The organism is Silvibacterium sp., from assembly GCF_047605705.1.
Taxonomy (GTDB): Bacteria; Acidobacteriota; Terriglobia; order Terriglobales; family Acidobacteriaceae; genus Silvibacterium.
Genome location: NZ_JASGFD010000041.1, coordinates 36,281 through 49,606 on the forward strand (window position 1 = coordinate 36,281; position 13,326 = coordinate 49,606).

14 protein-coding genes are annotated in these 13,326 nt (G+C 61.8%); 6 read left to right on the forward strand and 8 right to left on the reverse strand.

Features of this window, described 5'->3' with window-relative positions:
* Positions 1-101: 101 nt before the first annotated feature.
* Positions 102-1,193, forward strand: a complete 1,092-nt coding sequence (locus QM649_RS14595) for an aminotransferase class I/II-fold pyridoxal phosphate-dependent enzyme (RefSeq protein ID WP_415199786.1) — start codon at positions 102-104, stop codon at positions 1,191-1,193.
* A 2-nt stretch (positions 1,194-1,195) separates the two neighbouring features.
* Complete coding sequence (locus QM649_RS14600; protein WP_415199787.1) at positions 1,196-1,618, forward strand: DUF1810 domain-containing protein; 423 nt, start codon at positions 1,196-1,198, stop codon at positions 1,616-1,618.
* Between the two features lie 96 nt (positions 1,619-1,714).
* Here QM649_RS14600 and QM649_RS14605 read toward each other — a convergent pair whose 3' ends face one another.
* From QM649_RS14605 to QM649_RS14615, 3 genes are read right to left on the reverse strand one after another with little or no spacing between them, the layout of a single operon-like run.
* Positions 1,715-2,407: a GNAT family N-acetyltransferase gene (locus QM649_RS14605; protein ID WP_415199788.1), complete on the reverse strand. Its 693-nt coding sequence runs from the start codon at positions 2,405-2,407 to the stop codon at positions 1,715-1,717.
* 9 nt (positions 2,408-2,416) lie between these two features.
* A complete protein-coding gene (locus QM649_RS14610) occupies positions 2,417-3,298 on the reverse strand; it encodes a Nif3-like dinuclear metal center hexameric protein (protein WP_415199789.1) in 882 nt (293 codons plus the stop codon).
* Positions 3,299-3,341: 43 nt separating this feature from the next.
* On the reverse strand, positions 3,342-3,623 hold the full coding sequence (locus QM649_RS14615) for a hypothetical protein (RefSeq protein WP_415199790.1): 282 nt from the start codon (positions 3,621-3,623) through the stop codon (positions 3,342-3,344).
* Positions 3,624-3,844: 221 nt separating this feature from the next.
* Here QM649_RS14615 and QM649_RS14620 point away from each other — a divergent pair, with 221 nt between their 5' ends.
* Positions 3,845-4,957, forward strand: coding sequence for an arabinan endo-1,5-alpha-L-arabinosidase (locus QM649_RS14620; RefSeq protein WP_415199791.1), 1,113 nt, complete (start codon positions 3,845-3,847; stop codon positions 4,955-4,957).
* Positions 4,958-5,084: 127 nt separating this feature from the next.
* Complete coding sequence (locus tag QM649_RS14625; RefSeq protein ID WP_415199792.1) at positions 5,085-5,477, forward strand: hypothetical protein; 393 nt, start codon at positions 5,085-5,087, stop codon at positions 5,475-5,477.
* 74 nt (positions 5,478-5,551) lie between these two features.
* Here QM649_RS14625 and QM649_RS14630 read toward each other — a convergent pair whose 3' ends face one another.
* From QM649_RS14630 to QM649_RS14650, 5 genes are all read right to left on the reverse strand, one after another.
* Positions 5,552-6,166 (reverse strand): outer membrane beta-barrel protein, encoded by a 615-nt coding sequence (locus QM649_RS14630; RefSeq protein WP_415199793.1) that lies wholly within the window; start codon positions 6,164-6,166, stop codon positions 5,552-5,554.
* A 265-nt stretch (positions 6,167-6,431) separates the two neighbouring features.
* A complete protein-coding gene (gene msrA / locus QM649_RS14635) occupies positions 6,432-6,902 on the reverse strand; it encodes a peptide-methionine (S)-S-oxide reductase MsrA (protein ID WP_415199794.1) in 471 nt (156 codons plus the stop codon).
* Between the two features lie 53 nt (positions 6,903-6,955).
* Positions 6,956-8,617 (reverse strand): pseudouridine synthase, encoded by a 1,662-nt coding sequence (locus QM649_RS14640; RefSeq protein ID WP_415199795.1) that lies wholly within the window; start codon positions 8,615-8,617, stop codon positions 6,956-6,958.
* Positions 8,614-9,963 carry an SMC-Scp complex subunit ScpB gene (gene scpB / locus QM649_RS14645; RefSeq protein WP_415199796.1) on the reverse strand — a complete coding sequence of 450 codons (1,350 nt, stop codon included), beginning with the start codon at positions 9,961-9,963 and terminating at the stop codon, positions 8,614-8,616. Before scpB ends, QM649_RS14640 begins: the two co-directional genes overlap by 4 nt.
* Positions 9,964-10,109: 146 nt before the next feature.
* Entirely contained in the window at positions 10,110-11,732 is a 1,623-nt protein-coding gene (locus QM649_RS14650; protein ID WP_415199797.1) for an inorganic phosphate transporter, read from the reverse strand.
* Between the two features lie 210 nt (positions 11,733-11,942).
* Between QM649_RS14650 and QM649_RS14655 the strand changes: the two genes are divergently transcribed.
* Both QM649_RS14655 and QM649_RS14660 read left to right on the forward strand, forming a co-directional pair.
* Positions 11,943-12,443, forward strand: a complete 501-nt coding sequence (locus QM649_RS14655; RefSeq protein WP_415199798.1) for a hypothetical protein — start codon at positions 11,943-11,945, stop codon at positions 12,441-12,443.
* Positions 12,444-12,653: 210 nt separating this feature from the next.
* Positions 12,654-13,326: hypothetical protein (locus tag QM649_RS14660; RefSeq protein ID WP_415199799.1), on the forward strand; the 673-nt coding region annotated here is incomplete at its 3' end.

Below are 13,326 nucleotides of genomic sequence, written 5' to 3' on the forward strand. Positions count from 1 at the left end.
GTAAGCCGAATCATAACGGCAGCCGTCTCTCCTCGCCACGTTTTTGATAGGCCCGCGCCATTACCATGGAAAAAGCAGTCGCCGACGAAGGATCTTCCCACATGAAGCTGCCCCGCCCTCACGCCGAGTCGCCGTACATGGAGTTCTCCAAGCTGCATTCCGGCGCAAAGTGGAACCTCGCCACCAGCGCCGTGACGGCCTACCCGTTGCGCAATCTCGACTTCGATTGGGGACAACTCGAGATCAATGGCCCGTCTGCCTACGGCTATCGTCCTCTGCTTGAAGCTATCGCCCTCATGAAGGGTGTCACACCCGAGCACGTCGTCCACACCACGGGCACGTCGATGGCGAATCACCTCGCCTTTGCCGCGCTCCTTGCGCCCGGCGATGAAGTGCTACTCGAAGAGCCCGCCTACGAGCTGATGCTCAGCACGCTACTCTTTCTCGGCGCGAAGGTGCGCCGCTTCCGCCGCAGGGAGGAAGACAACTTCGCGCTCGATCCAGAAGAAATTCGCCGCAATCTCACACCGCAGACAAAGCTCATCGCACTCGCGAACATGCACAACCCGTCGAGCTCGCTCGCCAGCAACGAAACACTGCGCGTGATCGGAGAAATGGCACAGGATATCGGCGCGCGCGTCCTCGTCGATGAGGTCTATCTCGAAGCGCTGCACCACCCGCCGCAGCCGAGCGCCATCCACCTCGGCCCGCACTTCATTGTCACCAGCAGCCTGACCAAAGCCTATGGATTGGGCGGCCTGCGTTGCGGCTGGATCCTCGCCGAGCCCAAGCTCGCAGAACGCCTCTGGAGGATGAACGATCTCTACGGCTCGACGCCAGTACACGTCGGCGAACAACTCAGCGTCGCAGCCCTCACACAGATCGACAAGCTGGCCACACGTGCCGATGCGATCCTCGACGCCAACCGCGCCGCACTCGCAGAGATCCTCGGCAGCCATCCCGCCATCGAGCTGGCCATTCCCGCCGTCGGCACCTGCGTATTCCCTCGCTTACGTAACGGTGACGCGCACACATTCCTCCAATTCCTGCGTGCGAACTACGAAACCAGCATCGTACCCGGCCACTTCTTCGAGCGGCCGCGGCATTTTCGCATCGGACTCGGCGGAGATGTGGCGATGACACGCGAAGCGCTCACACGGCTGGCAGAGGCCCTCACCGCGTGGAAAGGATAAGCATGCCTGGCGATTCGTTTCGCCTGCAACGCTTCCTTGACGCACAGGAACCTGTCTACGCGCAGGTCGTCACCGAGCTGCGCGAGGGTCGCAAGCGCAGCCACTGGATGTGGTTCATCTTCCCGCAGATCGCCGGCCTCGGCAGCAGCCCCACCACGCAGTTCTTCGCCATCTCCTCGCTCGAGGCAGCCCGCGCCTATCTCACGCATCCGGTACTCGGCGCGCGGCTGCGCGAGGTTACGGCTATCGTGAACAGCATAGAAGGCCGCTCCGCCTATGCCATCTTCAGCACACCGGATGACCTCAAATTCCACTCCTCGATCACCCTCTTCGCTCAGGTAGCAGAAGCCGGCAGCCTATTTGTAACAGCGATAGATAAATATTTCGGCGGCGAAGCGGACCGAAAGACACTCTCCCTGCTCTGAGTTCTATCCATGAATTCGGAGTAAAGAATCGTCATCCCGGCCGGAGCGGGAGGTATTTGTCTCGCGGAATGGAGGGACCTGCGGTTCTTCCCGCAATCACCACACCCTGCGCACCTGCGTAAGCTGCGTTGCACCCAGGGGAACAAACCCCAGCTGCTCGTAGATCCCAATGGCACGCGCATTGAAGTCCGAGACATGCAGAAAGCTCTGCAGCCCATCCTCGCGATGCTGCCGCATTACATGCCTCACCAGTTTCGACGCATAGCCTCGCCCCGTGTGTGCCGGATGCGTGCAGACCGCACTGATCTCCCGCGCGCCCGGCACCGCCAGCCGTTCGCCGGCCATCGCAATGAGTTCGCCGCCCTCGCGGATGCCCCAGTAGCGCCCCATGCGATACGTTCGCGGACGAAAGAAGCCCGGAAAAGCTACATCCGTAAGCGCGACCATCTCCGGAGCATTCGCCGCCGTCAGCGACTCGATGCGAGGGTCTGTTTCCAACGCGCTCACTGTATTCACTGCGGGAGCCATCTGCAGCGCCGAGATCGCGCCCACCACGGCAAGCTCCTCCACCACCGGAGGCGGCCCCGCATCCTCGCTCCACGCCACGTAGAGCACCTCATCCATCGCCAGCAGAGCGGCCAGCTCACGCATCGCTGCAGGCGCACTCTCACGCAGTGCGGCAAACGGCACCACGTCTGCCGGATACCTCCGCGCCGCAACGCCGCCAAGCGCGAGCGGTGCATGCTCGGAGGTCAGAGCCTGCCATACGACATTGCGAATCATCTCCATGCAGGCACCTTATTTCGCCGGAGGATGTTCCGCATTCCACCATGGCTGGCCGGCCACAATGTGATCGATACGCACGCCCGGAAACACCGCACGCAGCTCCTGCGCACACTCCTCCATGCCCGGCTCTTCCGATACTTCGTGACCAATCAGGATCAGCGCCTTGTGCCGTCCCTGCGCCACCGCGTCGCGCGCATACTCCACCGTCTCCCACTGCGAAGCCTCGCCCGCAATCAACACATCCACATCGTCGCGGCGCAGCGCCAGCACCTGCTTCTGCAGGCCCGAGGCGCCGGGCCGGATGGCCACATGCGAAATCTTCAGGTTCGGATCGCCAATCACCGGCAGCACCGCGATGTGCAGCCGCGTGCGCAGCATCGACACCAGGTCTCCCAGCGTCGTCGGAGAAATCGTCAGGAAGAACGGATCGTTATCCTTGTAGTCGTTCTCCCAGCCCAGTGCCTTCAACAGGCCAATCGCAATCGGATCGGGCTTCGTCGCATGGATCTCATCGTGCAGCCGATACACCACCATGTGGTGCTCGCGGATGAAAGCCAGCTTCTCCTCGTACACCGGATCGCCCTGAAAGAAGCTCGTATCGTCGGGATGATTGTAGAAAGTCGGTTCGTGCGTAATCACCAGGTTGTCGCCACGCTTCGCGGCCTCGCGCAACACCTCCATCGTGTCGAGAAAGGTGGTCGCAATCCCCGTCACCGGCGTCGCAGGATCACCCGCCTTCAGCGTATCCACAGTCGTACCGGAGATCGGACCGCCATAGCGCTGCTGGATTTTCTGAAACGCCTCGCCGGCGGTGATGTTCTGGGCTGAGGCGGCTTGAGCGGAAGCGGCAAGAGGAGCGGCAAGCAGCAGGGCTGCGGCAACAGAACGAAGCATGGCATCCATCTTGCCTGAGCAGGCACACGATTGACCACGCCCCTTACGGTTCGCCCTTCAATCGGTCCTGGATCGCCCGCGCCGTCTTCTCAATCTTTCGCACCTCCTTCCACAACGCAAGAGGCAGCAGAGCCGCGGGGTCCACATCCTCGAGTTGCGCATGAAAGTCGAGCGTCAGCTTCAGCAGCGCGTCCGAGCTTTCACGTAGCTCATCCCACGCCAGCGCGCCGGCATCGATTGCCTCTTCCTTCAGCGCCTGTGCCCCGGCAGGCGCAATCACCGCGGCCACAAGGCCGCCAAGGAACCACCGCCGGGATGGAAGCACCCTGCTCATAGCGAAAACACTGGCAGGAGTCTAAGCCGGTCACAGGAGTCCAAGAGCCTCCGCATCCGTAGCATTTCGAACCCTGCGCAGAATCGGGCAACCTCCCCATAGCCATGCCAAAACGGGAATGTAGACGGCTGACAGCCATGCCCATGGCAGGCTATGCTGTTTGCGCTCAAGAAAACGATTTCTCAGCGACTTTTCAACCAGGACGACCATCCATGAAGCCCCTTCGTATCGCCTGTACGCTCTTCGCTGCAGCCCTTGCCGCCTGCACCGCCGCTCTCGCTCAGCCGCCCACCGCGCCGCAGGCTCTCGCGCTCACTGGCGACTACTGGGGCACGCATGACCCCTCTGTGATCAAGGCAGGAGGTGTTTGGTATGTCTTCGCTACCGGCAAAGCCGCAGGCGGAGGCCAGTTCCAGATCCGCTGCTCGGAGGATCTCCACGCCTGGAAGCTCTGCGGCCGCGTCTTCGATCAGGTCCCCGACTGGATTCACAAGGACAGCCCCGGCACCGAAGACCTCTGGGCGCCTGACATCTCCTTCCACAACGGCGAATACCAGCTCTATTACGCCTACTCGCTCTTCGGAAAGAACCTCTCCGGCATCGCACTCGCGACCAACAAGACCCTCGACTCCACCAGCCCCGATTACAAATGGGTCGACCACGGCCTTGTGCTGCGTTCGGTAAAGAGTGACGACTTCAACGCCATCGATCCGAACTTCATCGTCGACGCGCACGGCAACTCATGGCTCGCCTTCGGCAGCTTCTGGAGCGGCATCAAGATGCGCCGTCTCGACAACAAAACCGGCATGCTCTCCAAGAGCGACACCCGCCTCTACTCGCTGGCCACACGCGCAAAGCCTGCAGATGCCACTGCGGCCGAGAAGCGTGTTCACGTCAACGGCGTCACCGACGATCTGCCCCCTGACTGGGAGGCCATCGAAGCGCCCTTCATCGTGCATCACGACGCTTATTACTATCTCTTTGTCTCGTGGGATCTCTGCTGCCGCGGCACCAAGAGCACCTATCACACCATGATCGGGCGCTCGCGTTCCGTCACCGGCCCTTATATCGATAAAACCGGCAAGCCGATGATGGAAGGCGGCGGCACGGAGCTGCTCGGCGCAAACCGGCGCTGGCTCGGCCCCGGCGGCGCATCGCTGTACATGGAGGACCACACCGGAGGCGGCGACGGCATCCTCGTCTTCCACGCCTATGACGCAAAGACAGGCAAACCGGCGCTGCAGGTTTCAACCCTCACCTGGCAGGATGGATGGCCGCACGCTGCTCTCGGCGAGAGCGAAGCTGCTCCTTCTTCCGCGCCATAAGGTTGCATGAAGAATCAAGGACATCCGTCAAAAACGCACTCCGCGAATTTGACAACTATTAGACGGCAACTTAACGACAGCTCTGGGGGCGCATCGCTACTGTTCTTTCCTGTAAGGAGAAAACACCATGCGCCTCTCGATTCGCACCCTCGTTCTTACCTCTGCAGTTCTCAGTGCCACCGCTGCCTTTGCGGCCGATCGAGCGGTGGTGAATGTTCCCTTCAACTTTGAGTCCCACGGCGTGTCGTATTCCGCTGGCCGTTATGAAGCCACCATGGGCATCAACAACGGGTTCATCACCATCCGTAACATCGACGCCCCCAAGCAAAGCCTCACCTGGGTGGCTGCCCCGGCCGATGAAAAGGCCATCAGCGCTCCTATGCTGGTCAAGTTTGATGATCTGGGAACGACGCACGAGCTGCGCACCATCCAGCTCGGATCCCGGATCACCCCAAGACTGGACGTTCACACACGCCACCACGATGCGGGCAGCTTTGTCGTGGCTCTGAACGGACAGTAAAACAGCAACACGCGTCAGGGCCTGCACGGATCGCTCCGGTGCAGGCCCCTTTTTTTGTGCAAATCTTCTGGGAGTTAAAGCCTGAAATAGGCGCCGATCATAGGCTCGGCAGTCTGCGTGAAAGAGCCGGTGGACTGCAAAATCGTGCTTAGATCAGGGGCCTTGTACAGGTTGCCGCGGTATTGAACGCGCAGGCCAAGATGTGGAAGCAGGCTCCAGTCCAGTCCCGCACCGTAATCGAAAACGGGCATGGTCGCGGAGGTCGTGCCAGTCTGATCTCCGGCAGGCTGTTCAAAAAGAACGCCAACTCCTAGCAGACCGAAAGGACGCAGGCTGGCCAGCCGGATCGATGGAACCCAATTGAAGGCAATCTGATGAGCATTGGCGGAAACCGACTGCCCGATTGTGCACGATATCGGGCTCCGCGAGCATAGAAGCGGGATGGAGTAGTTCTGGTTCGCACGGTTGTAGGAGTAGCTCACGCCGTAGCCCAAGAGGGGATTGCTGAGGTGGCGCAGCTCAACCATGCCACCGGCCGCATTCGCTGGAATCTGCGTATTGAAACCATTGCTGGTCTTGCTGTTGAAGGCTCCATAAAGGCTCAACGCCACGTCTGTTTGAGCCTGGGCAATGACTGTCAGGGTGATGACAGCGAGAAGACAGAGAACAGACCTGGACCACTGGTTCATATCGGTGAACGCTCCAGAGGATATCGGCTGCGTGCCCCGTGGCCGGCTGGCATCAACAGGCTAAATTACTCAGAACGCTACCACCCTTTTAATTTTTCATAGTCCGGCAACACACCGGACGCACCCCGAGACATACGAACCTCGCGCCGCTCACACAAACAAGAAAAGGCCGCTGCCATCGGGCAGCGGCCTTTTCCGGCATGAATATTTCGACTTGCGACCAGCGGGAGCGGGTGCCGAAGGCGATTCGCCCTGCGCGAAACAGCTAGATGTGGCAGGCCGCCATGCCGCGCTTTTCCAGATACTTCTGGTGGTACTCCTCGGCCTTCCAGAAGGTCTCGGCCGGAACTACCTGCGTAACGATCGGCTTATCGAAGGCCTTCGCTTCCGTCAGCCGTGCGATCGTTGCGTGTGCCGCCGCTTCCTGCTCCGGCGAGTGGAAGAAGACCACGGTGCGATACTGCGTGCCATAGTCCGGTCCCTGCCGGTTCAGCTGCGTCGGATCATGCAGCTCGAAGAACAGGTCCAGCAGCTGCTGGAAGCTCACCTTCGCCGGATCGAACTCGATCTCCACCACCTCGGCATGACCGGTGCGGTCCGTGCAGACTTCCTTGTACGTCGGGCTCTCGAGCGAACCGCCCTCGTAACCGACGGCGGTCGAAATCACGCCGGGAACCTGCTGGAAGCGCAGCTCCACGCCCCAGAAGCAGCCTGCGCCAAACGTTGCCTTTTCCATGTGACTCTACCCCTCTCTCTGCCCAATTAGATGTAGCAGACTGCGGAACGATCTTACCTGCCGCGTCCGCCACCCGAACGGCCACCGCCCGGGCGGCCCGATCCCGGGCGACCCGATCCCGGACGACCTGCGCCACGCGGACCGCCAGAAGATGGACGGCCCCCAGACGGACGGCCGGAACTCGGCCTGCCTGCGCCCGGTCTTCCCGAGCCGGAACGGCCTGCTGGACGTCCCTCACCGGAACGGCCTTCGCCTGAGCGAACGGAACCCGGACGACCGGAACGGCTGAAACCGGCGCGGTCCGGACGATCGGAACCCGAACGATCCGGTCTTGGACGATCTGACCGGGGACGGTCCGAAGCCGGACGATCCGAAGCCGGACGATCTGGCCGAGGACGATCGCCAAATGGCGGCCTGCCCGATCCGGTCCTTCTCGGTCCCTGCCCTGAACCCTCGCCAGCATCCTCACCCGAGCGGCTGTAACCGCCACGGCCGGAAGGACGCCGGGAAGCCTCGACGCCCTCGGATTCGGACTTGCCATAACCAGGTTTGCCGGAACCGGATCGACCGAAAGAAGGCCGGCTGGATCTGGCTCCCGAATCCGAGCGGCTGAAGCCACTGCGGCCGGAGTCTCCACGGTCCGAATCCTTACGCCCGAAGCCGCTCTTGCCGGAACCCGTCTTGCCGCCCTTGACCGAAGCACTCTTGCCCGGCGCGCCCTTACGGCGCACAGGCGAGCTGGGACGGCCATCCGGCCCACGCCGGAGCGTGCGGCGAGGCGCGTTCTCGCGCGCATCCTCTTCGCGCACCTCTTGAATCGACAGCCCGAACTCCGCGGCCTTGGCCTTACGCGCAGCTTCCCTCTCTTCAAAGCGAGCCTTCGCCTCGGCGGCGGCGGCGCGTTCGGCCTCCCGCGCCTTGGCCTTGGCCCGGGCGCGCGCCGGTCCGGTACGGACAGCCTTGCGCAGTGCCTCGACTTCATCTTCGGTCAGCTCGCGGAACTCGCCCGGCTCCACATCGAGTTGCAGGGGGCCATAGCCCACGCGGCGAATCTTCTCCACGTGGTGGCCGATCTCCTCGAACATCTTGCGGATCTCGCGGTTGCGGCCCTCGATCAGCACCATCTCGTACCACGGGTTATCGCCGTCGCGGAACAGCCGGATCTCGGCCGGAGCCGTCAGCACGCGGCCTTCGCGCGAGCCGACGCGGCCTTTTTCAATCATGACGCCCGAGCGCAGCTGGTCGAGCCCGCTGGCCTCCGGCTTGCCCGCAACCTTCACCAGGTAGGTCTTTTCGACGTGCGAGGCCGCGCGCGTCAGCGAGTTCGCCAGGTCGCCGTCGTTGGTCAGCAGTTGCAGGCCTTCGCTGGCATAATCCAGGCGGCCCACCGGGAAGACGCGCTCGTTCGTGCGCCGCCCCTGCTGGATCAGGTCGATGATGGTCGGCCGGTTCTCCGGATCGCTCACCGTCGTCACGTAGCCGCGCGGCTTGTTCACCATGTAGTAGCGCGTCCGCTCGCCGCCCTGCAGCAGCTTGCCATCCACGCGGATGTGGTCCTTCGCCGGGTCCGCCTTGGTGCCGGGCTCGGTCACGACCTGTCCGTTGATCTGTACCCGCCCCTCGGCGATCAGCTCCTCGGCCTTGCGCCGCGAACAGATGCCTGCGGCGGCGATGATCTTCTGCAGCCGCTCAAGATTGGGGCTTTGTTCACTCATGCTTCTTCCTTCTCTACCTCGGCCGTTTCCTCGCCCGCCTCAGCCTCATCCGTATGTTCTTCGGCGGGCTGGGGCACCGGCACCTCGACATGTGCCTCAATGCTGGGCAGGTCGGCTTCGGCCTCTTCGTATTCGGTCACCACGATCGGCTTTGCCACGTGGGTGGGGATGGTTCCTTCGGTCGCCGGAGCCTTCTCCGCCTCGACCACTTCCGCCTCTGCCGCCGCGGCGACTTCGCCCTCGGCTACCGGCTCGATCTCTGCTGCGGCTTCCACATCGACCACTTCCACCTCGGGAGCCTCCTCAGTCTCATCTTCGTCAAACGGCAGCGGCGTGTTCTCCGCGATCGGATCCTCCGCCTCGGCCAGCTCCCCGGCCATCTTCTCAAACTCCTCGAGCGACGGCAGCTCCCCCAGATCCTTGAGGCCGAAGCGGAGCAGGAACTCCTTCGTCGTCTTATAAAGGATGGGCCGGCCGACCACCTGCTTGCGCCCGGCGGTCGTGATCAGCTTGCGGCTCACCAGCGAACCCAGTACGCCGCCCGAATCCACGCCACGGATCTCCGCGACCTCGGGCGCCGTCACCGGCTGCTTGTAGGCGATCACCGCCAGCGTCTCGAGCGCCTGCAGGCTCAGCTTGAGCGGCGGCTTCAGGCTCTTCACAAACGAGCGCACCGCATCGTGATACTCAGGCTTGGTCGCCACGCGATAACCGCCGGCGATCTCGCGAATTTCCATGCCGCGCTCGCTCTTGATGTACTCCGCCATCAGCTCCGCCATGATCAGGCGAACCTCTTCGCGCAGCTCGCGGTCGCGCTGTCGAGCAAGACGGCGCTCGTCTTCCGGCGTCAGCGCGGCAGACGGCATCAGGTCCGTAGGATCTACGGTCTCAGCAGCTTCCGCGGCCTCGGCCGTCTCGACAACGTCCGATTCCGTCTCCTGAGACTCCTCTTCGGACTCTTCTTCTGCGACGGACTCCTCCGCCTCGGCCTGCCCGGCTTCGGCGGCTTCCGGCTCAGCCGTAGCTTCCTCGGACTCTTCCGCAGTTTCCGCAGCGGTTTCCAACACTTCGGCGGCCGCATCCGCTGCTTCGTCCGAGGTTTCCGGATCGTCAACCTGTCCGACGGCCAGCTCAGTCAGCTGTGCATCGACCTCGACATCGGACGGCTCGGCCGCTTCCGCGGACACGGATGCAGCTTCGGCAGCCGCGCGGGCCTCCGCTGCGTCGCGCAGACGCACGATGCGGTGCTCGGCTACCTCATCGGAGAAAAGCGCCGCCAGCTGAGCCACGGTTACCGGCTCCTCGGAGGCATAAATCACTGCTTCGATCTTGGCTTTAAGGCTCATGCGTCAAAAGCGCCCGCAAGGGCGCTTCTCCGATACTACAGAAGGGCTGGCCATCCGTCAGGAGAAGCTTTTCGCCCGAAAGTACGACGGCCAGCAGGAGAAGCCTCCCGCTGGCCGCCTTTACGACTGGCTACCGGCCGCTGTTTCTATACAAACTGGCGCATCACCCAGAAGATGCCGCCAGCCAGCGCCGCTGCCGCCGGCAGAGTGAAGACCCAGGCCAGGGCGATATTGCGCAGCGTCGACCACTGCAGGCCGCTGCCATTGGCCAGCATCGTGCCGGCCACTCCCGACGACAGCACGTGCGTCGTCGAAACCGGCAGGTGGTACTGGTCGGCGGCGATGATCGTCACCGCGGCGACGATCTCGGCCGAGGCGCCCTGCGCGTAGGTCAGGTGCTCCTTGCCGATCTTCTCGCCTACCGTGACCACGATGCGCTTCCAGCCCACCATCGTGCCCATGCCCAGGGCAAGCGCCACCGCCACCTTCACCCAGCTCGGAATGAACTTGGTAGAGAGGTCGAGGTGCTTCTTGTAGTTGGCCAGCACCGCGTTCTCGGTCGAGGAGAACTGCGGCGTGCTGGACTTGGCCATCAGGCGGAGCGCCTCGCTCTCGACATACATGTCGTTGCGGACGTTCTGCTGCTGGCTCGCCGGGACATTCGCCAGGCTCTTGTAGTTCAGAACCTCGTTCGTGATCTCGACGGAGAGCTGCCGTGCCGCCAGCATGGTGTTCGGCGTGAAGTTCTTCGTCCGGATGTAATCCGTCAGGTCGGTGCGGGCATCGCCGATCAGCGCATCCTGCGATACGTGACCGGAGAGCACCTGCGAAGCCTGCTGCGAAACAGCGGCGAAGTCCTGTACCTGGTTGTAGCCGATCGCGTGGTTGAGCGCGTAGGCCGTCGGAACCGTGCCGATCAGGATCAGCATGATGAGGCCCATGCCCTTCTGACCGTCATTCGAACCGTGACCGAAGCTTACGCCCGTGCAGGTAAGAATCAGCAGGCCACGAATCCAGAACGGCGGCGGCTGGTTGTCCTTCGGGGACTCGTAGAGTTCAGGCTTCTTGACCAGCAGCTTGATAAGCAGCAGCAGTAGCGCGGCGCAACCGAAGCCGACCAGCGGCGAAATCAGCAGCGCGCGGAAGACACCCGTCGCCTGCGCCCAGTCCACACCGCTCGTGCCGTTGCGTCCGCCCATCCACTGGTTGGCAAGACCAACACCAATGATCGAACCGATCAGCGTGTGCGAGCTCGAGGCCGGCAGGCCCAGCCACCAGGTGCTCAGGTTCCAGAGGATCGCGGAGATCAGCAGCGCGAAGACCATCGCGAAGCCGGCTCCGTGGCCGACCTGCAGGATCAGCTCCACCGGCAGCAGCGAGAGAATCGTAAACGCCACCGCGCCCGACGACGTGAGCACGCCAATCAGGTTCCACATGCCGGACCAGACCACGGCAATGTGCGGCTCAAGCGAGTGCGTATAGATGACGGTGGCCACGGCGTTCGCCGTGTCATGGAAGCCGTTGACGAACTCGAAACCGAGCGCGATAAGCAGCGCGATGCCCAGCAGCACATACGGCCAGGCTGAGGCCAGGTGGGTGGTGGAAAGGTCGCTGGCCAGATGCGCGACTGCATAGCCCAATCCGCCGACAAGGATGAGACCGAAAAGGACCGCGCCGATCATGCCCGGCGATTTGTTGAGCTTGTTCTGTACTGACGAAGCTTCCGTCGCGTTCTGAGGAGGAAGGGCGACGCTGCTGCTCTGATTCATTGGGTCAGGCTCCTGAAAAATGCGTGGCCGTATTGGGGGAGAAGGGAGGCTCGTGGAGCAAAGTATCAGGCGCGATAGACGATAAGAATGAAAATGGCATCGCCCTGTGTGAATATTTGATAAACATCGCGGGGACCTTCACGGCCCGATTGCACCGCTTTCCGTGCAGCCGGCGTCGTATAGATTCGGTCTGGCCGGTAAAATGAAGGGATGCCCAAGCCCCAGAAGATCGTTCGCGGCAAAGGTGAACTTCACCTTGTCTCTTGCAACTGCTTTCTCCGCGAGCCGAAGCTCGGCCAGGAGAAGCACCGCGACCTTTTCTGCCAGCTTCTCGAACAGCTCCGGCACAAGTTCCGCTTCCGCATCCTCGGCTATGTAGTGATGCCCACCGGCTTTCACCTGCTGCTGTCGACCCCGGAAAACGAGACGACCGAGGAGACGATCGCCACGCTGCGCCAGCGCTACCAGCGCCGCTACAACACCTCGGCCCGCACCGACGATCCGGCCTGGGACAAGGCCATTACCGTCAAACACATCGTCAGCCCCGATCAGATCGTCAGCGCCGTCCGCTTCATGAACGAAGCCCCGGTCAAGGCCAACCTTGTGGAGACGGAAACCGACTGGGAATGGAGCAGCGCCCGCAGCTACGCCGGCCTGCCCGAAGGCGTGGTCACAGTGGAAGTGTACGAAGGGGCGAAGGCCGCGGTTTAGCGCCTGTCCCCTGTCCCCATTTCATGTTTTAAAAGATTGTCATTCCGACCGAAGCGGCCGCAGGCCGCGCAGCGGAGGAACCTGCTGTTCTCTCAATAAGCGAAAATGAGGGTGCCCCATTCAAGCTTCGCTTGAGTGGGAGGGCACGAACCGTGTCGCCAGATACAATCATTCCTTATCGAGACCAATTCTTGCCATATAACTACTTCCATGGCGTTGGAATTAGCAACACGTTATCGACGACTGCTCGCCTCTCTCAGCGATCAATTCGACGCGCAGGGAAATCATCCTGCGCAAAGGGTCGTTCACAAATGGCTCCATGCCCTTGATCGCCTCGCTGACTCTCAATGGTCATTGGATAACCTAAAAGGACATGCGCATCAAGTTGCGCGAACCGCTCCTGCGTTAGCCATTCTGCATCAGGAACGCATCGCAAGGACAATGCCTTCCGAGCAAGAGGACATCCTGCAATTGACACTCGACGACCTCATAGCGGAGGCGTCGCGGCTCAGCGCACAGATTGAAGACGCTAAGCAGATCAAAGACGATGGCGGATTGAAACAGATCATCGGGAAGCACCTGCTCAGCGTGCAATTCCACCCTTGCCATAGTATTGATCTAAATTTCGAGCTTGGAGAACTCTCCATCTATGAAAACTGCACGATTGAGACCCGGGTGCAGATTTTCTCCAGACAAGACAATGGTTTCAGAGATGTACTTTGCGCACTAATGCATGAATCGATTCATGTAGACAGCGTTGAAGAGACGGAAGGCGATTCACTTCGGATCGCCTTTTCAGAGAAGACAGTACTAGGTATCCCACTAAGTCCAAGGGCCGCTGCCAGCTTCGAAGCCGTAACCTTCAGCTCTCGCGCAGGTGGCC

Coding starts and splice junctions, on each gene's coding strand:
- QM649_RS14595 (WP_415199786.1), top strand. CDS start 102: ATGAAGCTGCCCCGCCCTCACGCCGAGTCGCCGTACATGGAGTTCTCC.
- QM649_RS14600 (WP_415199787.1), top strand. CDS start 1,196: ATGCCTGGCGATTCGTTTCGCCTGCAACGCTTCCTTGACGCACAGGAA.
- QM649_RS14605 (WP_415199788.1), bottom strand. CDS start 2,407: ATGGAGATGATTCGCAATGTCGTATGGCAGGCTCTGACCTCCGAGCAT.
- QM649_RS14610 (WP_415199789.1), bottom strand. CDS start 3,298: ATGCTTCGTTCTGTTGCCGCAGCCCTGCTGCTTGCCGCTCCTCTTGCC.
- QM649_RS14620 (WP_415199791.1), top strand. CDS start 3,845: ATGAAGCCCCTTCGTATCGCCTGTACGCTCTTCGCTGCAGCCCTTGCC.
- QM649_RS14625 (WP_415199792.1), top strand. CDS start 5,085: ATGCGCCTCTCGATTCGCACCCTCGTTCTTACCTCTGCAGTTCTCAGT.
- QM649_RS14630 (WP_415199793.1), bottom strand. CDS start 6,166: ATGAACCAGTGGTCCAGGTCTGTTCTCTGTCTTCTCGCTGTCATCACC.
- msrA (WP_415199794.1), bottom strand. CDS start 6,902: ATGGAAAAGGCAACGTTTGGCGCAGGCTGCTTCTGGGGCGTGGAGCTG.
- QM649_RS14640 (WP_415199795.1), bottom strand. CDS start 8,617: ATGAGTGAACAAAGCCCCAATCTTGAGCGGCTGCAGAAGATCATCGCC.
- scpB (WP_415199796.1), bottom strand. CDS start 9,963: ATGAGCCTTAAAGCCAAGATCGAAGCAGTGATTTATGCCTCCGAGGAG.
- QM649_RS14650 (WP_415199797.1), bottom strand. CDS start 11,732: ATGAATCAGAGCAGCAGCGTCGCCCTTCCTCCTCAGAACGCGACGGAA.
- QM649_RS14655 (WP_415199798.1), top strand. CDS start 11,943: ATGCCCAAGCCCCAGAAGATCGTTCGCGGCAAAGGTGAACTTCACCTT.